Origin of the sequence: Dysosmobacter welbionis, assembly GCF_005121165.3 — a bacterium.
GTDB classification, from domain to species: domain Bacteria; phylum Bacillota; class Clostridia; order Oscillospirales; family Oscillospiraceae; genus Oscillibacter; species Oscillibacter welbionis.
In genome coordinates this window covers 1130055-1155716 of record NZ_CP034413.3, presented here as the reverse complement: position 1 = coordinate 1155716, position 25662 = coordinate 1130055, and the positions used below count along the sequence as shown (strand labels likewise).

26 protein-coding genes and 1 pseudogene are annotated in these 25662 nt (G+C 62.9%); 17 read left to right on the top strand and 10 right to left on the bottom strand.

The genetic code is table 11. From position 1 onward, the window contains the following. Window positions 1-175 precede the first annotated feature (175 nt). From EIO64_RS06120 to pgsA, 7 genes are all read left to right on the top strand, one after another. The gene (locus EIO64_RS06120) at window positions 176-1618 is read left to right on the top strand and encodes a sensor histidine kinase (protein WP_021749627.1); all 1443 of its coding nucleotides are present in this window, start codon (window positions 176-178) and stop codon (window positions 1616-1618) included. An 80-nt stretch (window positions 1619-1698) separates the two neighbouring features. Continuing rightward, window positions 1699-2673 (top strand): DUF1385 domain-containing protein, encoded by a 975-nt coding sequence (locus tag EIO64_RS06115; RefSeq protein ID WP_025544566.1) that lies wholly within the window; start codon window positions 1699-1701, stop codon window positions 2671-2673. Window positions 2674-2695: 22 nt separating this feature from the next. Beyond that, window positions 2696-3562: a peptide chain release factor N(5)-glutamine methyltransferase gene (prmC, locus tag EIO64_RS06110; RefSeq protein WP_036630536.1), complete on the top strand. Its 867-nt coding sequence runs from the start codon at window positions 2696-2698 to the stop codon at window positions 3560-3562. Between the two features lie 406 nt (window positions 3563-3968). Continuing rightward, window positions 3969-5075, top strand: a complete 1107-nt coding sequence (gene recA, locus EIO64_RS06105) for a recombinase RecA (protein WP_021749624.1) — start codon at window positions 3969-3971, stop codon at window positions 5073-5075. Continuing rightward, window positions 5065-5685, top strand: coding sequence for a regulatory protein RecX (locus tag EIO64_RS06100; protein ID WP_021749623.1), 621 nt, complete (start codon window positions 5065-5067; stop codon window positions 5683-5685). The genes recA and EIO64_RS06100 overlap by 11 nt, the downstream gene beginning before the upstream one ends. A gap of 191 nt (window positions 5686-5876) precedes the next feature. Then, window positions 5877-7208, top strand: coding sequence for a 30S ribosomal protein S12 methylthiotransferase RimO (rimO, locus tag EIO64_RS06095; protein ID WP_249390826.1), 1332 nt, complete (start codon window positions 5877-5879; stop codon window positions 7206-7208). A gap of 6 nt (window positions 7209-7214) precedes the next feature. Beyond that, window positions 7215-7736, top strand: coding sequence for a CDP-diacylglycerol--glycerol-3-phosphate 3-phosphatidyltransferase (gene pgsA / locus EIO64_RS06090; RefSeq protein ID WP_119311576.1), 522 nt, complete (start codon window positions 7215-7217; stop codon window positions 7734-7736). Window positions 7737-7793: 57 nt separating this feature from the next. Here pgsA and EIO64_RS06085 read toward each other — a convergent pair whose 3' ends face one another. Then, on the bottom strand, window positions 7794-8171 hold the full coding sequence (locus EIO64_RS06085) for a hypothetical protein (protein ID WP_119311575.1): 378 nt from the start codon (window positions 8169-8171) through the stop codon (window positions 7794-7796). After that, entirely contained in the window at window positions 8171-8863 is a 693-nt protein-coding gene (locus EIO64_RS06080; RefSeq protein WP_119311574.1) for a helix-turn-helix domain-containing protein, read from the bottom strand. The genes EIO64_RS06085 and EIO64_RS06080 overlap by 1 nt, the downstream gene beginning before the upstream one ends. Window positions 8864-9360: 497 nt before the next feature. Between EIO64_RS06080 and epsC the strand changes: the two genes are divergently transcribed. Together epsC and cysS are read left to right on the top strand one after the other, a co-directional pair. After that, window positions 9361-10047: a serine O-acetyltransferase EpsC gene (gene epsC, locus EIO64_RS06075; RefSeq protein ID WP_021749617.1), complete on the top strand. Its 687-nt coding sequence runs from the start codon at window positions 9361-9363 to the stop codon at window positions 10045-10047. Window positions 10048-10061: 14 nt separating this feature from the next. Continuing rightward, window positions 10062-11510: a cysteine--tRNA ligase gene (gene cysS / locus EIO64_RS06070; RefSeq protein ID WP_021749616.1), complete on the top strand. Its 1449-nt coding sequence runs from the start codon at window positions 10062-10064 to the stop codon at window positions 11508-11510. 59 nt (window positions 11511-11569) lie between these two features. Here the strand turns inward: cysS and EIO64_RS06065 are convergent, their stop codons facing one another. Both EIO64_RS06065 and EIO64_RS06060 read right to left on the bottom strand, forming a co-directional pair. Continuing rightward, on the bottom strand, window positions 11570-11911 hold the full coding sequence (locus tag EIO64_RS06065) for a CFI-box-CTERM domain-containing protein (protein ID WP_145985106.1): 342 nt from the start codon (window positions 11909-11911) through the stop codon (window positions 11570-11572). 132 nt (window positions 11912-12043) lie between these two features. Further along, window positions 12044-12217 (bottom strand): hypothetical protein, encoded by a 174-nt coding sequence (locus EIO64_RS06060; protein WP_158629708.1) that lies wholly within the window; start codon window positions 12215-12217, stop codon window positions 12044-12046. 524 nt (window positions 12218-12741) lie between these two features. Here EIO64_RS06060 and EIO64_RS06055 point away from each other — a divergent pair. Genes EIO64_RS06055 through EIO64_RS06045 form a run of 3 tightly spaced genes read left to right on the top strand, consistent with a single transcriptional unit; the run spans window position 12742 to window position 13794 of the window. After that, window positions 12742-12915, top strand: coding sequence for a helix-turn-helix domain-containing protein (locus EIO64_RS06055; RefSeq protein WP_136891005.1), 174 nt, complete (start codon window positions 12742-12744; stop codon window positions 12913-12915). Continuing rightward, window positions 12882-13295 (top strand): cupin domain-containing protein, encoded by a 414-nt coding sequence (locus EIO64_RS06050; RefSeq protein WP_136891004.1) that lies wholly within the window; start codon window positions 12882-12884, stop codon window positions 13293-13295. The genes EIO64_RS06055 and EIO64_RS06050 overlap by 34 nt, the downstream gene beginning before the upstream one ends. A gap of 13 nt (window positions 13296-13308) precedes the next feature. Then, on the top strand, window positions 13309-13794 hold the full coding sequence (locus tag EIO64_RS06045; RefSeq protein WP_025544819.1) for a GNAT family N-acetyltransferase: 486 nt from the start codon (window positions 13309-13311) through the stop codon (window positions 13792-13794). Between the two features lie 60 nt (window positions 13795-13854). Here EIO64_RS06045 and EIO64_RS06040 read toward each other — a convergent pair whose 3' ends face one another. Both EIO64_RS06040 and glpK read right to left on the bottom strand, forming a co-directional pair. Continuing rightward, the gene (locus EIO64_RS06040) at window positions 13855-14268 is read right to left on the bottom strand and encodes a zinc ribbon domain-containing protein (RefSeq protein ID WP_021749611.1); all 414 of its coding nucleotides are present in this window, start codon (window positions 14266-14268) and stop codon (window positions 13855-13857) included. Between the two features lie 125 nt (window positions 14269-14393). Next, a complete protein-coding gene (gene glpK, locus EIO64_RS06035) occupies window positions 14394-15905 on the bottom strand; it encodes a glycerol kinase GlpK (protein WP_136891003.1) in 1512 nt (503 codons plus the stop codon). 110 nt (window positions 15906-16015) lie between these two features. Between glpK and EIO64_RS06030 the strand changes: the two genes are divergently transcribed. Further along, window positions 16016-17092 carry an alpha/beta fold hydrolase gene (locus EIO64_RS06030; protein WP_249390825.1) on the top strand — a complete coding sequence of 359 codons (1077 nt, stop codon included), beginning with the start codon at window positions 16016-16018 and terminating at the stop codon, window positions 17090-17092. Here EIO64_RS06030 and EIO64_RS06025 read toward each other — a convergent pair. Next, on the bottom strand, window positions 17004-17537 hold the full coding sequence (locus EIO64_RS06025) for a putative ABC transporter permease (protein WP_021749608.1): 534 nt from the start codon (window positions 17535-17537) through the stop codon (window positions 17004-17006). The genes EIO64_RS06030 and EIO64_RS06025 overlap by 89 nt on opposite strands. A 180-nt stretch (window positions 17538-17717) precedes the next feature. Here EIO64_RS06025 and EIO64_RS06020 point away from each other — a divergent pair, with 180 nt between their 5' ends. The 3 genes from EIO64_RS06020 to EIO64_RS06010 all read left to right on the top strand — a co-directional run bounded on the left by EIO64_RS06020 (window position 17718) and on the right by EIO64_RS06010 (window position 20172). Then, complete coding sequence (locus tag EIO64_RS06020) at window positions 17718-18290, top strand: uracil-DNA glycosylase (protein ID WP_025545513.1); 573 nt, start codon at window positions 17718-17720, stop codon at window positions 18288-18290. A gap of 118 nt (window positions 18291-18408) precedes the next feature. Continuing rightward, entirely contained in the window at window positions 18409-18966 is a 558-nt protein-coding gene (locus EIO64_RS06015) for a biotin transporter BioY (protein ID WP_394802904.1), read from the top strand. Between the two features lie 90 nt (window positions 18967-19056). After that, window positions 19057-20172: an SLC13 family permease gene (locus EIO64_RS06010; RefSeq protein WP_021749605.1), complete on the top strand. Its 1116-nt coding sequence runs from the start codon at window positions 19057-19059 to the stop codon at window positions 20170-20172. 58 nt (window positions 20173-20230) lie between these two features. Here EIO64_RS06010 and EIO64_RS06005 read toward each other — a convergent pair whose 3' ends face one another. Continuing rightward, entirely contained in the window at window positions 20231-20746 is a 516-nt protein-coding gene (locus tag EIO64_RS06005) for a M48 family metallopeptidase (protein ID WP_021749604.1), read from the bottom strand. 194 nt (window positions 20747-20940) lie between these two features. Here EIO64_RS06005 and EIO64_RS06000 point away from each other — a divergent pair. Then, window positions 20941-23384 (top strand): annotated as a pseudogene (locus EIO64_RS06000) (phosphoketolase family protein). 65 nt (window positions 23385-23449) lie between these two features. Here EIO64_RS06000 and EIO64_RS05995 read toward each other — a convergent pair. Both EIO64_RS05995 and EIO64_RS05990 read right to left on the bottom strand, forming a co-directional pair. Continuing rightward, entirely contained in the window at window positions 23450-24568 is a 1119-nt protein-coding gene (locus tag EIO64_RS05995; RefSeq protein ID WP_119311568.1) for a DUF4825 domain-containing protein, read from the bottom strand. Further along, complete coding sequence (locus EIO64_RS05990; protein ID WP_021749601.1) at window positions 24552-25046, bottom strand: RNA polymerase sigma factor; 495 nt, start codon at window positions 25044-25046, stop codon at window positions 24552-24554. The genes EIO64_RS05995 and EIO64_RS05990 overlap by 17 nt, the downstream gene beginning before the upstream one ends. Window positions 25047-25662 lie beyond the last annotated feature (616 nt).

Below are 25662 nucleotides of genomic sequence, written 5' to 3'. Positions count from 1 at the left end.
TCCGCCGCGCAAGCTGAGGAAAGGGGTCCCATCCCGCGCCGCGGGATGGGAAGCAACGTGCAGAATCCCACGTATATCACCACGGTGTGGGGATACGGATACAAGTGGGGGTTCTGAGAAAATCGGCCGGCCAGTGATGCCGGCGTAAGGAACGCAGGGAAAGGAGGAGCGGCCCATGGCAGAGGAAGAACGGGATCGGAAATGGACGGTGCTGCGCCTCCGGGGCCTGCGGAAGCGGTGGATCGTCAATACCATTCTGCCGGTGCTGGTGCTGCTGATGCTGCTGGTGACGCTGGTATCTGTGGGCGTTTCCACCTACTATTACAGCAGCATGGAAAACGGCCTGATGAAGCAGGCGGAGGCCATGTCCAGTGCTTTCAACGACTACTTCATGAACAGCTACTCCGAGTACAACCAGATGGCGACCCAGGCAGTGGACACCTATGAGGACAAGTCCCGGATTGAGCTGCAGTTCATCGGCAGCACCGGACGTATCCAGATGTCCACCTCCGGCCTGACAGCAGGCAGCTCGCCGGGTACCAGCGATATTACCAGAGCCATCACCAATCAGGAGATCACGCCCTTCCAAGGCAGAGACCCGGAGACGGGTGAGAAGATCATGGCGGTCTCAGCGCCCCTGTTGTTCAACGGCCGGGTGGCGGGCGTCATGCGGCTGGTGACGTCCATGAAGCTGGTGGACCGGCAGATTGTCCTGGTGGTCTTTATCATTCTGGCGGTGGGAGGCATCTGCATGGCCCTGGTGCTGATCTCCAGCCTGCTGTTCATCAACAACGTGGTGGAGCCGGTGGCCGTGGTGTCTGAGGCGGCCAAGCGGATCTCTGCCGGGAGCTATGGCTTCCAGATCGAAAACAAGTACACGGACGAGCTGGGGGAACTGGTGGACAACATCAACGATATGTCCCTCAAGATCGGCCAGAACGAGAAGATGAAATCCGAGTTCATCTCCTCCGTGTCCCACGAGCTGCGGACGCCCCTCACTGCCATCAACGGCTGGGGCGAGACGATTCTGGAGGACACCACAGATGACCCCGCCCAGATGCGCCGCGGCATCCGCATCATTCTGAACGAGGCCCGGCGGCTCTCTACCATGGTAGAGGAGCTGCTGGAATTCTCCAAGATGGAGGACGGCCGATTCACCCTCCGGATGGAGCAGGTGGACCTGCAGGCGGAGTTTGAGGACGCCATCTTCACCTACGGCGAGCTGTTCCGGCAGGAGGGCATCAAACTGAACTACGAGTGCGGGGATGAGGACCTGCCTCCCATCCCCGGCGACTCTGAGCGGCTGAAGCAGGTGTTCTGCAACGTGCTGGACAACGCCGCCAAGCACGGCGGCTCCGGCAAGCGGATCGACACTTCCATCAGTCGGGAGGGCGAGTTTGAGGTGGTTCGGGTCCGGGACTACGGTCCCGGCATCCCGGAAGCGGAGCTGCCCTTCATCAAGCAGAAGTTCTACAAGGGCTCCTCCAAGGCCCGGGGCAGCGGCATCGGCCTTGCGGTGTGCGATGAGATCGTCGGCCTTCACAACGGCATCTTCACCATCGGCAACGCCGATGGCGGCGGCGCGGTGGTCACCATCTGCCTGCCGGTCAAGGAATGATTTCCGAAAATCGAACAAATGTTTGCGTTTCTGCACAGAGCATGGTAGAATTCAACTGTACGGAATTAGAAAGGAAACACATGGCAAAACAACCCCAATCCTGCGCCTTCCGCACCAGCATCGGCGGACAGGCACTCATTGAAGGCATTCTGATGCGGGGCCCGGAGAAGCAGGCCATCGTGGTCCGGGACCAGGAGGGCAATCTGGTAGAGAAGGTGGAGGAGCTGCGGCTCATCAAGGACCGGCATCCTATTTTAGGCTGGCCCCTGATCCGAGGCACCGTCAACTTCCTCTCCTCCATGGTCAACGGCGTGAAGGCGCTGATGTACTCCGCGGACTTCTATCCGGAGGAGGAGACCACGGAGCCCTCCAAATTTGAACAGTGGCTGGACCGGACCTTTTCCAACAAGAAGCTGGAGGGGCTGATCGTGGGCCTCTCTGTGCTGCTGGGTATCGGCCTGTCCATCTTCCTCTTTCTGGTGCTGCCCACCTTCCTCACCGGCGGGCTGCTGCACTTCTTCCCGGACTTCCCCATGTGGGGCCGGAACCTGATCGAAGGCGTGCTGAAGGTGGCTATCTTCCTACTGTATCTGATCTTCTGCTCCAAGCAGAAGGACATCTACCGGGTGTTCCAGTACCACGGGGCGGAGCACAAGACCATCTTCTGCTACGAGGCGGGGCTGCCCCTGACGGTGGAGAACGTCCGCATTCAGCCCCGGCACCATCCCCGGTGCGGCACCAGCTTTCTGTTCGTGGTGATCTTTGTGTCCATCCTGGTGTCCAGTGTGGTGTTCGGCATCTGGCCCATCACCAATGTCTGGCTGCGGACACTGGCACATCTGATTCTGCTGCCTCTGGTGGTGGGCATTACCTATGAGTTCAACCGCTGGGTGGGCCGCCACGTGCAGGACAGTCGGCTGGCCAAAATCCTGACGGCCCCCGGAATGTGGATGCAGAACTTCACCACCAATGAGCCGGACGACTCCATGATCGAGTGCGCCATCCGGTCCCTGGAGCTGGTCTTGCCCAGTGAAAAAGGGAAAGACGAATGGTGAATTTTTGATAATGAGGCGTATTATGGCGACGACATACAACAATTTGTATTTGGATATCCGCCAGCAGCTGCGGAGGGCAGGGATCGAGGAGGCCACGCTGGAGGCCCGGGAGTTGGTTTGCTTCGGCACTAACAAGAGCCGGGAGGAGCTGGCCCGGGATGGGGGACTGTACGCCTCCCCGGAGCTGGAGCACCGGGTCCGGGACTTGGTGCGGCGGCATCTGGAGGGCGAGCCGGTGGCATACCTTATCGGTGAGTGGGAGTTCTATGGGCTCCCGCTGGACATCTCCCGGGACGTGCTGATTCCCCGGCCGGACACGGAGGTGCTGGCGGAGCAGGCCATTGGCTATATCAAGACCTTGGGGGAATGCCGGGTGCTGGACCTGTGCGCCGGCAGCGGCTGCATCGGGCTGGCGGTGGCGGCCCAAGTGCCCCAGGCCCGGGTGGTGCTGGGGGAGTGGTCTGACGGGGCCCTGAAGATCTGCCGCCAGAACGTCCGCCGCAACAGCCTTACCGCCCGGGTGGTGCCCATGCAGGCGGACGCCCGGGAAAAGCCGGAGAAATCCCTGGGAGAGTTCCAGTGCATCGTGTCCAATCCCCCCTATATCCCCCGGGCGGACATCGAGACGCTGGACACCTCCGTCAAGGACTATGAACCCCATCTGGCCCTGGACGGCGGCGAGGACGGCCTGGACTTCTACCGGAGCATCTCCGAGAAGTGGAAGGAGGCCCTGGCTCCCGGCGGCCGTCTGTATTTTGAAGTGGGCATCGGTCAAGCGGACAACGTGCTGCGGATCATGCGGACCCAGGGCTTCGGGGATATCCAGGTGGTGAAGGACCACCACGACATCCCCCGGGTGGTATTCGGAACGCTGTGTACAGAGCTCTGACGTTTAGAGAAAGGAACGGCAATGGTGGGGCTGCCGTTTTATGTGCAGGAGGCGGGAAGTCCGACCCTGCTGTGGGCCGGGCCCCTGGTGTCGGGCTGGACGCTGATGCGCCGGGGTTTCGTTAAGCACTCGCCCAAGCCGCGTTATACGGCGTATAGGGCGTCAGCCCTTTCCATGGCGGCCACAGCGGTGACCTAACCTTTTTGCAGCGGTTGAAACAGGCCCGTCCAGTTATGCGCCTGAGTATTGGGACCCTGTCCGGGAGACGCTGCCTGGCGGCCGCGCGGTGATCGTGTATGGAGGGATGCTGTTTGGATCCCTCTGCTGGGGACTCTCTCAGAGAAGTAAGGGACTTACAGATGAGTTGAAATAAAGAGTTTTTATAGAGAATCAGGAGGAGAATACAATGGCGAGAGAGAAAGCGCCGCTGCCCAACGCGGCTCCGGCGGACGATAAGAAGCGGGCCATCGACACGGCCATGGCCCAGATCGAGCGGATGTACGGCAAGGGCGCCATTATGCGCTTCGGCGACAAGGCGGAGCTGAACGTGGATTACATCCCCACCGGCTCTCTGTCCCTGGACGTGGCCTTGGGCATCGGCGGCCTGCCCAAGGGGCGGATTGTGGAGATCTACGGGCCGGAGTCCTCCGGCAAGACCACCCTGGCTCTGCACGTCGTCGCGGAGGCCCAGAAGCGGGGCGGCGAGGTGGCCTTTGTGGACGCAGAGCACGCCCTGGACCCCACCTATGCCCGGGCACTGGGCGTCCAGGTGGAGGACATGCTGATCGCCCAGCCGGACACCGGCGAGCAGGCGCTGGAGATCACCGAGGCCCTGGTCCGCTCCGGCGCCATTGACGTGGTGGTGGTGGACTCCGTGGCGGCCCTGGTGCCCCGGGCGGAGATCGAGGGCGAAATGGGCGACAGTTATGTGGGCCTGCAGGCCCGGCTGATGAGCCAGGCCCTGCGGAAGCTCACCGGCGCCATCGGCAAGACCAACTGCATCGTCATCTTCATCAACCAGCTGCGGGAAAAGGTGGGCATCATGTACGGCAACCCGGAGGTGACCACCGGCGGCCGGGCGCTGAAGTTCTACGCCTCCGTCCGCATCGATGTGCGCCGGATCGAGGCGCTGAAAAACGGTTCTGAGATCGTGGGCAACCGGACCCGTGCCAAGGTGGTGAAGAACAAGGTGGCGCCCCCCTTCCGGGAGGCGGAGTTCGACATCATGTACGGCGAGGGAATCTCCCACTTCGGTGAGCTGCTGGACCTGGGCGTGAAGCTGGAGCTGGTGCAGAAGTCCGGCTCCTGGTTCTCCATCGGGGAGACCCGCATCGGCCAGGGCCGGGACGCCGCCAAGCGGTATCTCCAGGAGAACCCGGAGACGGCGGACAAGCTGGAGGCGGACATCCGCCGGAACTTCGACAAGCTGATGAGCAACCAGTCCCGCATCGCCGCCAAGGCGGCAGGCCGGGCGGTGGATGTGAGCGCCGACGACTTCGAAGATGCGGATTGAGCGCGTCCAGGCGTCTGCCCACAAAAAGGGCCGGGTGCTGGTGTTCCTGGAGGACGGCGCCTGCCTGAAGATCACAGAGCAGGAGGCGCTGGACTTCGGCCTGCGGACTGGAGATGATTTGGACGGCAGACGTCTGGAGCAGCTGAAGAAGGCTGCCAGCGTCTCCAACGTGAAGGCCACGGCGGCGGACCTCATCGGCAAGCGGGCCATGAGCCGCCGCGACCTGGAGCGGAAGCTCCAGGAGAAGGGGGCCAGTCAGGCGGAGGCGCGGTACGCCGCTGAGTGGCTGGAGGCCATTGGTGCCATCAACGATGCAGATTACGCAGCAATCTTGGTGCGCCACTGCGCCGGCCTTGGTTATGGCCCGGCCCGCATTCGAGAGAAACTGCGGGAGAAAGGCGTACCCCGGGAGCTGTGGGACGAGGCTCTGGATCAGGCACCGGACAGCGCCTGGCAGATTGACCGATTTCTTGCGGCCAAGCTCCGGGGCCGGGCCCCAGAGGAGGCGGAGAAGCGGCGGCTCACCAGCGCACTGCTGCGGCGGGGGTTTGCTTGGGGAGACGTCCGGGAGGCATGGAGCCGTCTGGGAGCGGAGATTCTCGAAGAATGAGTCCCGTCTCGCAGGGGTATTCCCTCCGGGGAGGCATACGGGCCGCCGAATGGCGGTTATGGGGTGCCTGCTCCTACAAGTGGGCGTATCTGCCCAGCCACATCATGGCTGTCATTCCCTGTCCAATGGGACACACATGCCGGCCCCGCCGGGCCCATTTTGCAACAATCCATCGATTGGAGGACTCGATCGTGCCATATAACATTTCCTTTATCTCCCTGGGCTGCGCCAAGAATCAGGTGAACTGCGAGCAGATGATGGCCTCTGTCCAGGCCGCCGGCCATACCATCCAGGCCCAGCCGGAGGGGGCCGACGTGGTGGTGGTGAACACCTGCGGCTTCCTGCAGTCCGCCTGCGAGGAGGCCATCGACAACATTCTGGAGATGGCGGAGCTGAAGCGGGCTGGCCAGGTACAGAAGATCCTGGTCACCGGCTGCATGACCCAGCGGTACAAGCAGGACGTTCTGAACGAGCTGCCGGAGGTGGACGGCATTCTGGGCACCGGCAGCTACGGCGATATCTGCGCCGCCATCGACGAGGTGATGGGGGCCTCTGGCCTGAGGCCCTGCCACCTGGGCAGCATCCACACCGCCCCCCAGGACGGGGGACGCATCCTGTCCACGCCCCCCTGGTATGCCTACCTCCGCATCGCCGAGGGGTGCGACAACCACTGCGCCTACTGTGTGATCCCCTCCCTGCGGGGCAAATACCGCAGCCGCCCCATGGAGGGCCTTCTGGAAGAGGCCAGGGAGCTGGCGGACGCCGGCGTGAAGGAGCTGCTGGTCATCGCCCAGGATATCACCCGGTATGGAACGGACCTGAACGGCGAGCACCAGCTGGCGTCTCTCCTGCGGGAGCTGTGCAGGCTGGACTTCCACTGGGTCCGGCTCCACTATCTGTATCCGGACGAGATCACTGAGGAGCTGATCGACACCATTGCGGAGGAGCCCAAGATCGTCAAGTATCTGGACATCCCCATCCAGCACTGCAACGACGGGATCCTGAAGGCCATGAACCGCCGGGATACCAAGGCGGAGCTGCTGGACCTGCTGACAAAGCTCCGGGCCCGCATCCCCGGCCTGGTGCTGCGGACCAGCCTCATCACCGGCCTGCCCGGCGAGGGCGAGGCGGAGCTGGAAGAGCTGTGTGTCTTTCTCCGGGAGACAAAGATTGAACGGGCCGGGGTGTTCCCCTTCTCCCCGGAGGAGGGCACCCGGGCGGCCCAGATGGACCATGTGGACATGGAGGAGGCCCGCCGCCGGGCGGAGCTGGTGGTGGACGTTCAGTCCGACATCATCGACGCGTACAACGAGTCTGTTCTGGGAACGGAGCGGGAGGTGCTGTGCGAGGGCTTCGACAGCCAGGCCCAGATGCACTTCGGCCGCAGCTACGCCGAGTCCCCGGACATCGACGGCCGCATCTGGTTTGACGCGGACCGGGAGGTGGAACCGGGCACCTTTGTGACCGTCCGGCTTACCGGCGTCATGGACGGCGAACTGACCGGAGAATTGGCGGAGGAGTAAACATCCATGAATTTGCCCAATAAATTGACGCTTTTGCGCATTATTCTGATCCCGGTTTTCATGGTGGTGCTGTACTGGGGCTTCCCCGGCGCCACGTGGGTGGCGCTGGCCATCTTCATCATCGCCAGCCTCACGGACATGCTGGACGGCAAGATCGCCCGGAAGTACAACCTGGTGACGGACTTCGGCAAGTTTGCCGACCCCCTGGCGGATAAGATGCTGGTGACCGCCGCCATGCTGTGGTTCGTGGAGATCGGGCAGATGCCCGCCTGGATGCTGCTCATTGTCATTTGCCGGGAGTTCGCCGTCAGCGGCCTGCGGATGATCGCCAGCGACAAGGGACGGGTCATCGCCGCCGGATGGTCCGGCAAGGTCAAGACTGCCGCCACTATGGTGTGCGTGGTGCTGATGTTCCTGCCCATTCCACCGGTGGTGAACACGCTCTGCGTGTGGGTCATCACCCTCACCACCCTGTACTCCGGCGTAGAGTATTTCGTGAAGAACAAGGATGTCATCGCCTCGGCGTGACTCTGACAACAGACGAGCCCCCGGCGGGTCACTCCCGCCGGGGGCGTTTTGACATGTTCAGCTTCCAGGCCCCAGCCGGTCCCACACCCGCCAGAGGGACAGCAGAGCCACGCCCCCCAGCCACACCGCCAGGACATCCCGGAGGTCGCCCACGGATCGGAGCAGGTACAGAGGCGTGACCACTTCCCAGAAAAGGCCGCAGGCCAGCAGGAAAAGCGAGGCAGGCAGGGCCCGCTCCACTGGCCGCCGGCGGGTGAGACACAGCAGACCGTTCAGCAGGCACAGCATCAAGCCGCCGGCCAGGAAGTCCGCCCCGTGCCAAGCCAGCAGGCGGCAGCTGGTCAGGGGGACCAAAAGAAAGCGGTTCAGGAGATACAGCCCGGCGATGACCGCGCCGGAGGCGGCGTACCGCCGCAGAAAGGACCGGTCCATCATCAGAAGAACGAGAGGATCAGCAGGGCAACGATAACAGCACCCACCACGCCCCAGAAGCCGATGCCCTCTTGACTCTTGACGGGAGACGGTGTCTCGAAGGCTTTGGGTTTGTAAAGCAGCGCCTCCTCGGATTCCCCGCAGTCCACTACGATCTGCGGGCAGAAGAAATCCTGGTCCAGATGGGCGGCAATGTACTGGGCCGCACTGTCAACCAGTCCCCGCTGCAGCAGGATGCGGGACTGGTTGTTCACATAGTGGGCGATGGCATTGTTGGCATCCTCTTGGGTGAAGCCGCAGTATTTCACCAGCTGGGCAGACGACTCCGTGCTCTGCACAAAGCCGGGGCGGGTGGCAACGACAGCGTATTGGGGCCCACGGGGCGGATGATTGGGCAGCTGATAGCCGCATTCCGGACAGATGCTGCCGGAGACCTTCCGCCCGCAGCAGGGACAGGTGTCCGGCGGCTCATAGGCGGCGGTCTGTCCCTCCCCCGGCTCCTTTCCCAACAGCACATAGTCGGCCGACACATGGAGCTTTTCGCACAGCGCGGCGATGGTGGCGGCGTCCGGCGTGGTCTGGCCGCTCTCCCACTTGCTGACGGCCTGCCGGGTGACACCCAGCAGCTCGCCCAGCTGCTCTTGGGTCAATCCCGCCGCTTTGCGGACGGCAGCGATACGGTCCTTCAATTCCATGGAGTATCCCCTCCTTTTCTTTGGTCCCATCATACCGAAAAGGCGGGCGCTTGGCAAGCGACAGCCATTGGAATTTTGTCAACCGCCTGTTGACAGGGGGACGGTTTCCACATTCCGGCATATTCTGTATGGAGAAGCAGGTGCGCTGTCAAGGCGCAGGGCGCAGGGCCGGGATATTCCTGCGTGAAGTTGTCTCTTGACACCTCTCTCAAATCCTGTTAAGATACAAAGCGTAAATGGAATAGCGTGTTGATCGGGAAGAGTAACAGCACTTCCAAAGAACAGAGAGGGCGCGTCACCGGCTGCAAGCGCGCCTGCGGCGGGAGCTGTGAACGTGCGCCCGGGAGCGCGGGGGATGTGGAAGCCCTCCGTCTGGCCAGCGTCAACGGGCCTCCTTGAGTGATAAAAGAGAGTGGAACCGCGATCCGTCGCCTCTCGTACCTTGGTACGGGAGGCGTTTTTCATGGCCTCCCGATCCGCACAAGGAGCAATTCGATATGGCAAAACGAGTAACCCGACTGGGCGGCCTGCTGGCCGCCTACCAGCGCCGCGACCCCGCGGCCCGCAGCAAGCTTGAGATTTTTCTCCTGTACCCTGGTGTCCATGCCGTTCTGTACCACCGGGTGGCCCATTGGCTGTACCGGCATCATCGATTCTTTCTGGCCCGGTGCGTCTCCCAGTGGAGCCGGTTCTGGACCGGCATTGAAATCCACCCCGGCGCCACCATCGGCCACCGGCTGGTGATCGACCACGGCATGGGCATTGTCATCGGCGAGACTGCGGAGATCGGAGACGACTGTCTGCTCTACCAGGGGGTGACCCTGGGGGGCACCGGCAAGGACAAGGGCAAGCGCCACCCCACCCTGGGCAACAATGTGATGGTGGGTTCCGGCGCCAAGGTACTGGGCCCCTTCACCGTGGGGGACAACGCCCGCATTGCCGCGGGCGCCGTGGTCCTCAGCGCGGTGCCGGAGGACTGCACCGCCGTGGGCGTCCCCGCCCATGTGGTCCGAGTGGCCGGAAAGATCGCCACCTTCGCCGACGAGGTGGACCAGATCAGCGTCCGGGACCCCGTAGAGGAAAAGTTGAATGCAGCCTTATCCCGTCTGGAATTTTTGGAAAAACTCATGGATGAACAATATCTCAAGAGCCGGCGGGAGGAATCCGCCGGTTCGGAAACGTAAAAGGAGCAGTGTTTATGTACCTGTACAATTCGGCCACCCACAAGAAAGAGGAGTTCAAGACCCACACCCCCGGCCGCGTGGAGATGTACACCTGCGGCCCCACAGTGTATCACTTCGCCCACATCGGCAACCTGCGCAGTTATATCATGGAGGACGTGCTGGAGAAGTTCCTCCGCTGGACTGGCTATGATGTCCACCGGGTGATGAACATCACCGACGTGGGCCACCTGACCTCCGACGCCGATGAGGGCGAGGACAAGATGCTCAAGGGCGCCAAGCGGGAGCACAAGACGGTCATGGAGATCGCCCAGTTCTACACCGATGCCTTCTTTGAGGACTGCCGCAGGCTGAATATCAAGACGCCGGATGTGGTCCAGCCCGCCACCGGCTGCATCGACGAGTATATCAAGATCGTCTCCAAGCTGATGGATACCGGCTATGCCTACTTCGCCGGCGGCAACGTGTACTTCGACACCTCCAAGCTGGGGCGGTACTACGTCTTCAACGACCACGACGAGGAGGACTTGGCCGTAGGCGTCCGGGAGGGCGTGGAGGAGGATCCCAACAAGCGCAACAAGAACGACTTCGTCCTCTGGTTCACCAAGAGCAAGTTCGAGGACCAGGCCCTGAAGTGGGATTCCCCCTGGGGCGTAGGGTATCCGGGGTGGCATATCGAGTGCTCCGGCATCTCCCTGAAGTACAATGGGGAGTATCTGGATCTCCACTGCGGCGGCGTGGACAACGCCTTCCCCCACCACACCAACGAGATCGCTCAGAGCGAGAGCTACCTGGGCCATCCCTGGTGCCCCCAGTGGTTCCACGTCCATCACCTGAATACCTCGGACGGCAAGATGTCCAAGTCCAAGGGTGAGTTTCTCACTGTGTCCTTGCTGGAGCAGAAGGGCTATGACCCCCTGGCCTACCGGTACTTCTGCCTCCAGAGCCACTACCGCAAGGCGCTGGTGTTCACCTGGGAGAACCTGGACAACGCGGCGGCGGCCTACACCAAGCTGATCGCCCGCATCGCGGCCCTAGACCCGGCGGACGGTCCGGTGGACCAGGAGGCCATGAAGCCCTACCGGGAGAAGTTCGGGCAGCAGATGGGCAACGACCTGAACACCTCCATGGGCGTGACGGCCCTGTTCGACGTGCTGAAGGCAAAGACCAACGACGCCACCAAGCTGGCCCTGATCGGGGACTTTGACAGCGTGCTGTCCCTGGGCCTGCTGGAGAAGGCGGCGGCCAAGCGGGCGGAGGCCGCCCAGGCCAAGACCACCCAAACCGAGAGCGGCTACACCGTCACCGGCGAGGGGGACCCGGCCATCGATGCGCTGGTGCTGGCGCGGTACGAGGCGAAGAAGGCGAAGAACTTTGCGGAGGCGGACCGCATCCGGGATGAGTTGAAAGCCCAGGGCATCGAGATCATCGACACCAAGGGCGGCGCAAGCTGGAAGCGGGTCTAAACGCAATACAGACAGAAAAATCCTCCCCGTTTGATAACGGGGAGGATTTGTTTTCGGGGTCACCACTCCCGGTCCTGATAGGGGGTGTCCGCCACGCCCTCGTCCCGGAGTCTTGCCACCAGCCGGTCCAGGGGGCCCCGCCAGAGCTTCTGGAACCAGGCGGTCCGGCCGAACCACTTTACCAGCGTGGGGCTGACGGCGTAGTAGGCATGAAGGAAGGTCCGGCCGTACCAGGAGGCGGCCAGGGTATGATCCCGGAAACGCCGCAGGGTCCACACCTGGGGGCAGTCATAGGAGCCATACACCGCAGTGGCTATGTAGCAGCCGGGAGGATCGCCGTACTTGATGTTGGCTCCGGTGAGCTTTTCCGAGCTGCCGTCCATGTAGAGGACCTCCACCATGACCAGGTCCAGCGTTGTAATGGAATAGTTGTACCAGACATTTTCCCAACATACGTCCCGGAAAATCTTGCCCGGCTGAATCGGCCCGGTACATTTCAGTCCGGCCTTGGTCTTGCCGGAGATGGTACAGCTTTAGGCATCCTTCACCGCGTTGTAGGGGACCACATCAAAGTAGACGTATTTGATGGTTTTCTGCGTGTCATTTTGAAAGATAATCTGTACACTGACACCGCCCGCGCTGTTGGGACCTGGCTTCCATGTATCCAGATCCTTGTGACCAAGCTGCAAATCTCCCAGAATAATCATACCACCGCTCCTCCGCAATAATTTTTAGGATTCCCTTTTTCTCAAAACTGCACAGGGAAGCGGGATACCGCCTCTCCCTGTTTTTCACCGCACCGGCCCCGGGGGCTGGCGCCTCCAGGCGGCGGGTGAAAAACAAAAACGCCACGCAGGGTTTCCCCTACACGGCGTAAGAAGAGACTTCTTGTGCAACACAGGCATGAATGGATAACGAGAAAAGCCGCCCTTTACAAAAAGGCCGGAATGTCGTATCATAATTCATGCGGTGCGGCCTTTCGGCCGTTGTGTAGGTGCATCATCACCTGCATAGGTTTCCAGGTGTTGGCGCACCTGGAAACTGCCGCATTTTTGTTTTTCATATCGATGATATCACGATTGGGATTCGCTTGCAAGTCCTTTTCCAAATTTGCCCGGCGGGGCAGCAGGGCTGTCCCGCTTTCCTCTTGACAAAATCCGACAAACCGGATACTATAGAACCGCTATTGTGCAACATAGTGGCCTTTTTGGCCGAGAGAGGAGATCGCGCCATGGAGCTGACCCGGGCGGTGGGGGAGAATCTCAAGCGCATCCGCAAGAGCAAGAAGCTCAGTATGGAGCGGCTGGCGGCGGAGGCCGGCGTGTCCCGCTCCATGCTGGGGCAGATCGAGCGGGGGAGGCCAACCCCTCTGTGGGGCTGCTGGGCAAGCTGGCCGGGGCATTAAAGGTCCCGGCGGAGGTGCTGCTGGAGAACGACGACTTCGAGCCGCTGCTGCTTCTGCGGGAGCTGGACAACAAGGCCGCCCGGCTGGATGGGGGCAAGGCGCTGTTGCGGCCCTCGCTGCCCTATGACAACGTGTTGCGGCAGGAGACGTTCTTTCTGGACCTGTACATCAGCGGCCGGTACGCGCCGGAACCTATGGTGCCCGGCTGCGTGTGCCTGGCCACCAGCCTCTCCGGCACGGTGCTGCTCCACGCGGAGGGGCAGGACTTCCAGCTGCTGGAGCGGGACGCCCTGCGGTTCGCGGCGGATCAGCCCTTCTGGCTGGAAAACCAGTTCAACGGCACCGCCCGGTTGCTGCTGACTTACCGTTATTTGAAATGAGGAGGATTTTTTCATGCACATTCGGACTGCCTCTCTGGCGGACGCGGCTGCCCTGGCGGCGGTGGAGGCCGCCTGCTTCCCACCAGCGGAGGCTGCCACGGCGGCGGAGATCACAGACCGTCTGGCCTACTACGCAGACCACTTCTGGCTGCTGGAGGAGGACGACGGCACGCTGGTGAGCTTTGTGGACGGCATGACCACCGACGAGCCCACGCTCCGGGACGAGATGTATGAAAACGCCGCCCTCCACGACGAGGACGGCACCTGGCAGATGATCTTCGGCGTCAACACCCTGCCGGCCTATCGCCGCCGGGGCTGCGCCGGAGCGGTGCTGGAGCGGGTGATTGCCGACGCCCGGGCCCAGGGAAGACGCGGCTGCGTCCTCACCTGTAAGGACAAGCTGGTCCACTACTACGAAAAATTCGGCTTTGTGAACGAGGGCGTCTCCCAGTCCACCCACGGCGGCGTGGTATGGTATGACATGCGCCTGACCTTTTGAAAGAGAAAGAGAACCCGCCGGCCATCAGGCCGGCGGGCTTGTCTTTGTTATGGCGGGAACTCAGTCACCCATAGGGGCGCCGCACTGGGGGCAGAACTTGCTGTCAGAGGCCGCGCCGCAGATGGGGCAGATCTTCTGGGCGGGAGCTGCTGCCTCAACCTCGGCGCCATCGTCCTTACGGGGTTTGCTGGCCTCCAGCTCGGCGATCTTGGCCTTAGAGGTGTTGACGGCCTCTACCAGGTCCCGGACGGCGTCGGGGATCTCCCCCTCGTACTCGCTGACGAACCACTCGCCTATGGTGCGGTAGTTCTTGTCGATCTCCCGCTGCTCCCCGGCGATGGCCATGGAGATGCGGGTCAGCTCCGCCGCGTCCTTGGCTTTATCCGCTGCCACGGCGGCCACATCCTTGGCCTTGTCGGCGGCCACGTAGGCCAGGTCCTTTGTCTTTTTGGTCAGATCCTCAAAAAAAGCCATGTCGATAAACTCCTTTCACCTGCGGACGAAACGCCGCACTGATCGTCTTCATTTCCGTTTCATGCCTCTCACTTGGCTTCAGTATAGCGCACTTTTCCACTGAACGCAACAAATTCCGGATTTGTTTACACATCGTTTTCAATCCACCGCAACGCCCGGTCCACCGCCCGGCGCCACAGGCGGTACTGGGCCTCGCAGGCGGCCTGGGGCCGCTGGGGCAGAAATACGTGCTGGCTGCGGCGCAGGGCAGCCACTTCCTCCAGACTGCCCCACACTCCGGCCGCCAGCCCCGCCAGGGCTGCAGCGCCGAAGGCAGTGGTCTCCACCTGGGCGGGTCGGTCCACCGGCAGTCGCAGCAGATCCGCCTGGGTCTGCATCATGATGTCGCTGACGGAGGCACCACCGTCCACCCGTAATGTGGTGATGGGGCAAGGGGCGTCGGCGTTCATGGCCTGTACCAGATCCGTCACCTGGAAGGCGATGGCGTCCAGCACCGCCCGGGCAATGTGGGCCTTGGTGGTGCCACGGGTCAGCCCCACGATGGTGCCACGGGCGTACATGTCCCAGTAGGGGGCGCCCAGGCCGGTGAAGGCGGGCACCACGTAGACGCCTCCGGCGTCCGGCACGCTCTCCGCCAGCCGGTCGCACTCCGGGGCGGAGGAGATGAGCCCCAGTTCATCCCGCAGCCACTGGATGGTGCTGCCGGCGTTGAACACGCTGCCCTCCAGGGCATAGGTAGTCTCGCCCCCCAGGGACCAAGCCACGGAGGTTACCAATCCCGACTGGGAGGCCACCGGCTCACCGCCCACATTCATCAGCGTGAAGCAGCCGGTGCCGTAGGTGTTCTTCGCCTGGCCCGGCGTGAAGCAGGCCTGGCCGAACAGGGCCGCCGGCTGGTCCCCGGCGCTGCCGCAGATGGGGATGCCCGCCAGATCCTCCAGTCCGGGAATGTCCGGGGCCACACGGCCGTAGAGATGGCAGTTGGGCAGCGGCTCCGGCAGCAGGGAAGCGGGGATGCCCAGCGCCCGGCAAAGCGCCTCGTCCCATTGGAGGGTGTGGATGTTGAACAGCATGGTCCGGGAGGCATTGGAGTAGTCTGTCACGTGGGCTGCCCCGCCGGTGAGGTTCCAGATGAGCCAGCTGTCCACCGTGCCGGCGCACAGCTCCCCCCGCTCCGCCCGTTCCCGGGCGCCGGGGACGTGGTCCAGCAGCCACCGGATCTTGGTGCCGGAGAAGTAGGCGTCGATCAGCAGGCCCGTCCGCTCCGCCACCAGGGGGCCCAGGCCGTCGGCCTTCAGCGTGTCGCAGAGGGAAGCGGTCCGGCGGCACTGCCATACGATGGCGTTGCAGACCGGCTGCCCGGTGGAGCGGTCCCAGAGGATGGTGGTCTCCCGCTGGTTGGTGATGCCCAGGGCGGCGATCCGCTTGGGGTCGATGTGGGCGGCGCCCACGACCTCCGCCAGGGCCCGCTTCTCCGTGGCCCAGATTTCCAGCGGATCGTGCTCCACCCAGCCGGGCTGGGGGTAGATCTGGCGGAAGGGGTGCTGGGCGCGGGAGACGATCTCCCCGGCCCGGTTGAACAGGATGGCCCGGGAGCTGGTGGTTCCCTGGTCCAGGGCAGCGATGTATGTTTCCATGAATGCGGCCTCCTCTGGCGTTTGTGACGGAAGTGTGGTATCATCGACCCGGAAAGCAGGCATCCTACGCCTGATGGCACACAGTATAGCACAGAGAGGATGATTTTTCCATGGTGAGAAACGAATTTACCTTCCCCTCCGCAGACGGGCGGACCGGCATCCATGCGGTGGAGTGGACGCCGGACATGGCACCCCGGGCGGTTCTGGTGCTCTCCCATGGCGTGTCGGAGCACATCCTGCGGTATGAGCCCCTGGCGGCCTACCTGACGGAGTGGGGCTTTGCCGTGGCAGGCCACGACCACCTGGGGCACGGTCTCTCCGTGGCGGCGGGGGCGCCCCGGCTGTACTTCGGACCCAGGGGCAGCTGGGACTGGGCGGTGCAGGACCTCTATGCCCGGCGGGAGCTGGCAGGGCAGCGGTTCCCCGGCCTTCCGGTGTTCCTGCTGGGGCATTCCATGGGGTCCTTCCTGGCCCGGACGTATCTGATCCGCTACCCCGGCACCGTGGCCGGAGCCATCCTGATGGGCACGGGGCAGATGCCCCCGGCGCTGGTGGCGGCGGGCCGCGTCCTGGCCGCCCGGGAGGCCAGAAAGGTGGGGGACCGCCATTCCAGCCCCTTGGTGAACAAACTGGCCTTCGAGGCATACAATCAGAAATTTGCCCCCAACCGCACGGGATACGACTGGCTCTCCGCCAGCACGGAGAACGTGGACCAGTATCTTGCGGATCCCCTCTGCGGAGGGGACCCCACCATCGGACTCTTCCGGGAGATGCTGCGGGGGATCGCCTGCATTGAGAAGCAAGAAAACCTGAAGCGGATGAACCGGAATACCCCGGTCCTCTTCCTCTCCGGGCAGGACGACCCGGTGGGGACATGGGCAAGGGTGTCCGGCGGGCGTACCGCAGCTTCCGCCGCTCCGGTGTCCGGGACGTGGAGATCAGGCTTTATCAGGGCCTGCGGCATGAGATCCTCCAGGAGACGGGCCGGGAGAAGGTCTATGCGGACGTGGCGCACTGGCTGGAGGCCCACCTGCCGGAACAGTGACCGGCCGGACGCAAAAGGAAGCCGGGCATGGACGTTTCCCCATGCCCGGCTTCTTACGCAGCCCGCAGATTTCCCAGAGACAGCACTGCGGGATCTCCTGCCCGGCGCAGCAGCTGGAGGGAGACCACTGTGTCGGCGGTGAACACCAGCAGCGCGGCATAGGTGGCGGTTGGCGGCACGGCGGCCAGCGCCGGGGCTATCGCTGCCTGGATCACCGGCAGCCCTGCTGCCACCAGCAGGCTCCAGGCCAGGGAGAAGGGCAGGCAGACCCGGCCCCGCAGATTCCACCGGACCTGGGAGTAGTCCCAGAACCGCACACCCAGCAGACGGTCATAGAGAACGTGTACGGCATACTCCACTGCTGTGGCCGCCAGACCGCCCCACAGGGCCAGAGACCAGAAGCTGCCGCTCAATGATTCCGGCAGGGCCAGCACCGCCAGGGCCCCCAGCCCGTACACCGGGCACATGGGCAGCAGCAGAAAGCACTTCCGGGCCTGCCGGTCCGCGTGGGTGGCGATGGCGTACCCCCGTTCCAGCAGATAGCCGAGAAAGCTGTATGTCCAAAATGTCCATAGCCACAGAGACAAGCGTCCCCCTCCTCTCCCTGTCCAGTCTGTCCGGACGGAAGAGATTCATACCTCATTGCGCGGCGGAAGATTTTGTGTTACAATGGCCGCAAAGAGGCCGCTGCCATTTGGCTGGGCGGCCGAGGGGCATCCGCCGCCGGTGTGGTGCCCCGGAGAGAGGCACGAAGGAGGGGGAGGCGGATGGCGGATACCTGGGAGGCGCTGGAGCAGGCCTGCGGACAATGCCGGAACTGCGCCCTGGCGGAGACCCGGCTCCACGTGGTGTTCGGTGACGGTGCCCGGGACGCGGAGATCCTGCTGGTAGGGGAGGGCCCCGGTCAGCGGGAGGACGAGCAGGGCATCCCCTTCGTAGGGCCGGCGGGGCTGCTGCTGGATGATATGCTGGAGATCATCGGCCTGGACCGGACGAAGGTGTATGTGGCCAACATCGTCAAGTGCCGCCCGCCCAGGAATCGGGACCCGCTGAATGTGGAGCAGGACGCCTGCATCGGCTGGCTCCGGCGGCAGACGGCGCTGCTGCGGCCCAAGCTGATTGTCTGTCTGGGCCGGATCGCCGCCAAGGCTATCATCAAGGAGGACTTCAAGATCACCGCCGAGCATGGGAAGTGGTTCCAGCGGGGCGGCGTCCAGATGACGGCTATCTACCATCCCTCCGCGCTGCTGCGGGATGTGGAGAAGCGGCCGGAGACCTTTGTGGACCTGAAAGCTATTCAGGCCAAGGTGCGGGAGATCTGCACCCACACGGACTGCTGAACCGGGAGGCACTGCCTCCTGGTTTTTTATCTATATTGTAAACTTTATTTTTTTAAGGTTGACAATTATGGAAAGCCTTGCTATACTTCCTCCAGACACAGGAGAGGAGCGATCTGATTTGAAACAGACTTCCAAGACTAGGACCCGGCTGCGGACGGTGGACCTGGCGTACGCCGCCCTGTTCGCAGTGCTGCTGATGGTGTGCGCCTGGATCAACATTCCCCTGACAGTGCCGTTCACGCTCCAGACCTTTGGCGTGTTTGCAGCCCTGGGGACCCTGGGGGGCCGGCGGGGGACATTGGCTATCCTGGCATATCTGCTGCTGGGCCTGGTGGGCCTGCCGGTGTTCTCAGGCTTTCAGGGAGGCCCGGGCGTTCTGCTGGGCACCACCGGCGGGTATATCCTGGGTTTTCTGGCCTCGGCCCTGCTGTATTGGGGCATGACCGCCCGGCTGGGCGACCGTCCGGCGGTGACGGCCGCGGCCATGGTGCTGGGCCTGCTGGTGTGCTATGCCTTCGGCACCGCCTGGTTCCTGGTGGCCTATGCCCGGGCGGCGGGGCCCATCGGCCTGTGGGCAGCACTGGGAATGTGCGTGTTCCCCTTTGTGGTGCCGGACCTGGTGAAGCTGGCCTTGGCGTGGATGCTGTCCCGGCGGCTAGCGGGCTGCCTGCGGTAGAACAGCACAGCCTCCCCAAAAAGGTTTGCGTTCCCGGAAAAAGTGTGATATGGTGGAACGCGGATTTTGTCAGCCTTTGGAGGGACAGAAATGAGACTGTTGGCATTTTTCAAGCGGGAGGCGGTGCTGACCGTGGCGGCACTCTGCGCACTGGCCACCATGGTCCTGGTGCCGCCGGACGCCGCCTATCTGGGCTACATCGACCTGCGGGTGCTATGCCTGCTGCTGTGCCTGATGGCGGTGGTGGCGGGCTTCCAGTCCTGCGGGGCGTTCCAGTGGCTGGCCGGCCATCTGCTGTCCCGGGGGACCGGACCCAGGGCCCTGGCAGTGATCCTGGTGCTGCTGCCCTTTTTCTGCTCCATGGCCGTGACCAATGACGTCGCTCTTATCACCTTTGCACCCTTTGCGCTGCTGCTTCTGGACCAGATGGACTGCCGGGCCGCAGCGGTGCCGCTGCTGGTGCTGCAGACCATTGCCGCAAACCTGGGCAGCATGGCCACGCCGGTGGGCAATCCCCAGAACCTCTACCTTTACGGGGCCTATGGACTCTCTGCCGGGGATTTTTTCCCGGTGGTGCTGCCCCTGGCGGGGATCAGTCTGGCCTGCCTGACCGCGGCGGCCTTGCCGGTCCTGCCCAGGGATCTCCAGATCCCTCCGGTGCACCCGCAGCCCCTGCGGCAGCCCGGGAAGCTGGCCCTGTACGGCGCACTGTTCCTGCTGTGCCTGCTGACGGTGTTCCGCATTCTGCCCTATGGTCTGCTGACGGTTCTGGTGCTTGGGACGCTGGCCGCAGTGGAACCTGCTCTGCTGCGGAAGCTGGATGTGAGCCTGTTGTGCACCTTCATCTGCTTCTTCGTGGTATCCGGAAACCTGGGACGGCTGCCTGCCGTTCATGGGTTTCTCCAGAGTCTGCTGGAGCGCAGCACCTTGCTGACCGGCGTGCTCACTAGCCAGATCATCAGCAATGTACCGGCGGCGGTGCTGCTGTCGGGCTTCACGGACAATTGGAGGGAGCTGTTGCTGGGCGTGGATATCGGCGGTCTGGGAACCCCGGTAGCATCCCTAGCAAGTTTGATCACGCTCAAGCTGTATCTTCGCTCCCCGGGGGCCCGCCCCGCCCGGTATCTGGCGGTGTTTACCGCCTGGAATGCAGCGCTGCTGGCGGTGCTGCTGGCGGCGGTCTGGCTCACGTCGGTGGGGGCGTAATATCAGACATAAACCGGAGGCACGGCCAAGCCATGCCTCCGGTTTGTGCTTTTACACGTTATCGCAGCAGCTTCTTCCGCTCCCGCCAGTCGGGGAGTACCTGCTCCAGCAGCGCGTAGAAATCCGGCCCGTGGTTTTTCACTTGGATGTGGCACAGCTCATGGACCACCACCAGGTCCATGGCCGCATCCGGACAGTTCATGAGAAAACAGGAGAAGCACAGGCTGTTCTTTCCGCTGCAGCTGCCGTAGCGGGTGCGGGCGGAGGTGATCCTGACGCCAGTAGGGAACAGGCCCATTTTCTCACTGTAATAGGCGATTTTCGGCGGCAGGACCTGCCGTGCCTTTTCCTTCAGGGCGCCGATCTCCGCCTGGGTGGGGGCGGAGGGGGCCAGGGCAGCCCGGCGGCGCTGCTGTTCCAGGTGCCGGGCGATCCAGCCGGCGTGACTGGCCACAAAGTCGTCGATGCGGGCCTGGGACAGGCGGCGGGGGGCCCGCACCACCACGCGGCAGTCCCTTGTGATCTCCAGGGCCAGGGTCTTCCGGCCGGAGCGGATGAGTTCATACGTTTCCATGCCGTTACAGTAGCACATCCGGCGGAAAAACGCAAGCGCGGCGGAAGGGATAGAATAAGGGTAAAACGCCTAAAAGAGGAATGCTAAAATGAAATAATTGTAAATTAAGATAAAATTATTTTCAATTTCGCTTGCCTTTTTTCAAATAAGAGATATACTAATTGCGAAAGGAACAAGAAAAAGGAGGTAATAATATGCCACGGACTTCTCAAAAGACAATTGCAGCAAAGCCTAAAACCAATACACGCCTGTCTAAAAAGCCGCCGTTGACGCCGGCGCAGCTGAAACAGGTCGACGCCTGGTGGCGGGCGTCCAACTACCTCTCCGCCTGCCAGCTGTATCTGTTGGACAATCCCCTGCTGAAGCGCCCACTGGCCGCCTCCGACCTGAAGCAGACCATCGTGGGCCACTGGGGCACCGTGCCGGGGCAGAACTTCATCTACACCCACCTGAACCGGGTCATTCAGAAGGACGATCTGGACATGATCTACCTCTCCGGCCCCGGCCACGGCGGCAACGCCATGGTGGCCCAGGACTGGCTGGACGGCACCTATACGGAGGTCTATCCCAACATTACCCAGGATGAGGACGGCATGCGGAAACTGTTCAAGCAGTTCTCCTTCCCCGGCGGCGTGCCCAGCCACGTGGCGCCGGAGACACCTGGCTCCATCAACGAGGGCGGCGAGCTTGGGTATTCTCTGGCCCACGCCTTCGGCGCTGTGGCGGATAACCCGGATCTCATCGCCGCCTGCGTGGTGGGCGATGGTGAGGCGGAGACCGGGCCCCTGGCCACATCTTGGCACTCCAACAAATTCCTGAACCCCATCACTGACGGCGCGGTGCTGCCCATCCTGCACTTGAACGGCTTCAAGATCGCCAACCCCACCATCTTCTCCCGGATCTCCCATGAGGAGGTGGAGCAGTTCTTCCGCGGCTGCGGCTGGGAACCCCGCTTTGTGGAGGGCAGTGAGCCGGAGAAGATGCACCAGCAGATGGCTGCCACCCTGGACTGGGCCATCCGGGAGATCAAGCGCATCCAGCAGCACGCCCGCACCACGGGAGACACCACCCGCCCCCGCTGGCCCATGATCGTGTTCCGCTCCCCCAAGGGCTGGACCGGCCCCAAGGAGGTGGACGGAAACCCCGTGGAGGACTGCTTCCGGGCCCACCAGGTACCCATCTCCATGGGCCCTGACACGGAAAAGCACCTGCCCATCCTGGAGCAGTGGCTCCGCAGCTATCACCCGGAGGAGCTGTTCGACGAGGAGGGACGGCCGGTGGATCTGCTGCGCTCCTTCGCCCCCAAGGGGGACCGGCGCATGGGTGCCAACCCTCACGCCAACGGCGGCCTGCTGCTGCGGGACCTGCGGACGCCGGACTTCCGGGACTACGGGGTGGAGGTTCCCGCCCCCGGCGAGGTGGAGGCCCAGGACATGCTGGTGCTGGGCGGCTACGTCCGGGATGTGATGAAGCTGAACCTGGAATCCCGGAATTTCCGCATCTTCGCCCCGGACGAGACGGCCTCCAACCGGCTCCATCCGGTGTTTGAGGTCACCGGCCGCCGCTTCCTGGGGGAGCGGTACGAGAATGAGGACCCGGATGAGCACCTGGACCCGGACGGTCGGGTGATGGACTCCATGCTGTCCGAGCACATGTGCGAGGGCTGGCTGGAGGGCTACCTGCTCACCGGCCGCCACGGCTTCTTCAACAGCTACGAGGCATTCATCCGCATCGTGGACTCCATGTTCGCCCAGCATGCCAAGTGGCTGAAGACCTGCAACGAGCTGCCCTGGCGGCAGGATATCGCCTCTTTGAACTATATCCTCTCCTCCAATGTGTGGCAGCAGGACCATAACGGCTTCACCCACCAGGACCCCGGCTTCCTGGACCACGTGGCAAACAAGAAGGCGGACGTGGTGCGCATCTATTTGCCCCCGGACGCCAACTGCCTGCTGAGCGTGTTCGACCACTGCATCAAGAGCCGGAACTATGTAAACGTCATGGTGGCCAGCAAGCATCCCCGCCCCCAGTGGCTCACCATGGACCAGGCGGTGAAGCACTGCACCCAGGGCATCGGTATCTGGGACTGGGCCTCCAACGACCAGGGGGAGGAGCCGGACGTGGTCATGGCCTGCTGCGGCGACACGCCCACTCTGGAGACGCTGGCGGCGGTGACGATCCTGCGGAAGGAGCTGCCAGAGCTGAAGATCCGGGTGGTGAACGTGGTGGATCTGATGAAGCTCCAGCCCCACACGGAGCATCCCCACGGCCTCACGGACATGGAGTACGATATGCTCTTCACCCAGGACAGGCCCATCATCTTCGCCTACCACGGATACCCCACGCTGATTCATGAGCTGACCTACCGCCGGCACAACAAGCATCTTCACGTCCGTGGCTACAAGGAGGAGGGCACCATCACCACGCCCTTCGACATGCGGGTCCTCAACGATATCGACCGGTTCCATCTGGTGATCGACGTGGTCCAGCGGCTGCACTCCCTGGGTAACCGGGGGCCTATCTGGTCCAGCGGATGAACGACAAGCTGGTGGAGCACCGCCAGTATATCAAGGATCACGGCGTGGACCTGCCGGAGATCCGGGAGTGGAAGTGGAACAACGGCAAGGGAATTGAATGAGCCGGCTTCATTTGCACAAAAGAAGCGCCCCGTCTCCTTTGAGACGGGGCACTTCTGACGCTGTTTTAGAATTGCGGGGTGAAAATGGTGGTTCCATCTTCTTCCGTGACCACATAGAAGCCGTGACATGTCAGGTCCAGCAGCTGCTGCAGGGCTGCCGGTGAGGTGGCGTAATCCTTGACACTCTCCGGGGCAGTCCAATCCGCGCCGGCATCCAGATTGTAGGCTTCGATCCAATCCGGCAGGGCCTGGTCCACTTCCTCCAGTGTCACAGAGCGGGTCACTGCGGTGCCGTCCGGGGCGGCGTAGGTCCACTGCACCTGCCCCAGGTTGCCGATCAGCGCCAGCAGGGAGGGAGCGATGGCATACATCCGCTTGTCGATGTCGCGCTCCACACCCAGTACATGAGCGGTGACGCTGTCGAAGTGAATGGTCAGGCCATAGGGCTCGCTGGTGGTTTGCAGGCTGATGGTGTAGTTATAGGGGAGCTCCATACTGGAAAGCCAGAGGCCGATCTCATGGACCAGGTTCCCCACGGCAGTGGCGTCGCCTACATAGGGGGTGCGGGCGTCGTAGATCCACAGTGTGGATTCAAGAATAGTGGTGCCGTTCTGCCAGACCAGCCTGCCACAGACCCAGACTTCCTTAAGCCCCTCCAGTGGGACCCGAAGGTCTACTAGATCGTTTGGGTGAATGAAAGAGGCTCTCGCTTCACGGGCGGTGAAAGAAACAACCCCATCTTCTGTCTCATCCTGTTCCCAGCCGTAGAAGGCATTGACAGCATACAGGCAGTCCACATTGACAGACAGGGTGTCCCCATCCACAATTTCCACGAGGCGAACCCCCACATCATTGGCTTGTCCCGGCCCGCCAATGATGAAGATTTTTGTAAGAATCACTGCCGCCAGCACCAGCGTGGTGCAGGCCACCGCCAGCCATACTCTCCGCCGGTTCCTGCGCCGCACCTTTTTCAGATAGTCCACCTCCCGGGCGGTCTCTTCGGCGTTTTGACCCGCCGCTTCCGTTTCCTTCGCCCCCATGGCGGTCCGCTTGGCCGCACAGGCGGGGCAGGACGCCAGATGGGCCTCCACCGCCATGTTGGTTTCCTCCGAGGTCAGCCTCTCCACATAGGTGGGCAGCAGGTCCTCCACAATGGCGCAGGATAATTCAGGAATGTTCTTCATGGTCTGCTCCTCCTTTCCGCAGTGCCTCCTTGCCCCGGTAAAACGTCACCCGGGCCCAGGTCTCCGTCCGTCCCAGCACGTCCCCGATCTCCCGGAAGCTGAGGCCCCCGAAGGCCCGGAGGTACACCACCTCCCGGGTGCTGGGGGGCAGGGCATGGATCTGCCGCAGCAGGTCCAGATGGCCCTGCCGGGTGAGCACGTCCTCCTCCGCGGAGGGGCCCGGCAGGCCGTCCTCCGGCAGGGGCTCCTCCGGTTTTCGTTTCCGCAGGTGCTGGTACCACAGGTGCTTGGCGATCTGGCACAGCCAGACGGACACCTTGCAGGAGCCGTTGAACCGGTCGATGGACCGGACGGCCTGGTAGAAGGTCTCCTGGGTCAGCTCCTCCGCCAGGTCGGCGTCATGGCACTGGGAGAGGAGAAATTTATAGACGGTCCTGGCATGGGCCTGGTAAATTTCTTCCATGTTGGCCAAGGGCATCTCCCTCCTCTCTGTCAGGTATGTCCGGCTGGCGGGGGATTCGTTACACGGATTTGAAAAAAATTCTCCATCCCGGCAGGGAGAGGGATGGGCCGCCGAACGGCGGCCGCGGGGGATTCCGCTCCCGCAGGGGATGCGCGCCCCATTTTCTTTTTGAGACATCAAAAAGAAAATGCGCCGCGCCCGGTGGAAAAGAAAACATGTTCGGCGGGTCGGCCTGCGCAGGCGCAGCCCTCCTGCCGCCGGCGGGGGAAGGTTGGCAGTCCCTTGCGGCAGTCAGAGACGGAAACGCGCCGCCCTTGGGGAAACCTCCAGCCCGGGGAGGTACAGGGATACCCCCTGCCCCTCTCCCCGCTGCCGCTCACGCTCCCGCGAAGAAGCAGGCAGCGCCTGGCGAAGCGGAAGGCGCAGAAAGAGAAGCTGGTCGAATGCATCCTTGCACCCCGACGCTGTCGGCACCATCCGCCACGGGACAGCAGTCACGACCTCGCAGAAGATGATAGCGTGCCCGAAGGCAAGCCCAAATCGGCGCTTGCACCGATACGCCGACCCCCGTCAGCACAGAGGCGCGAATGCGCCGGCGTGCGCCAAAAGCGGCCTTTTCTTTTGGACCGGG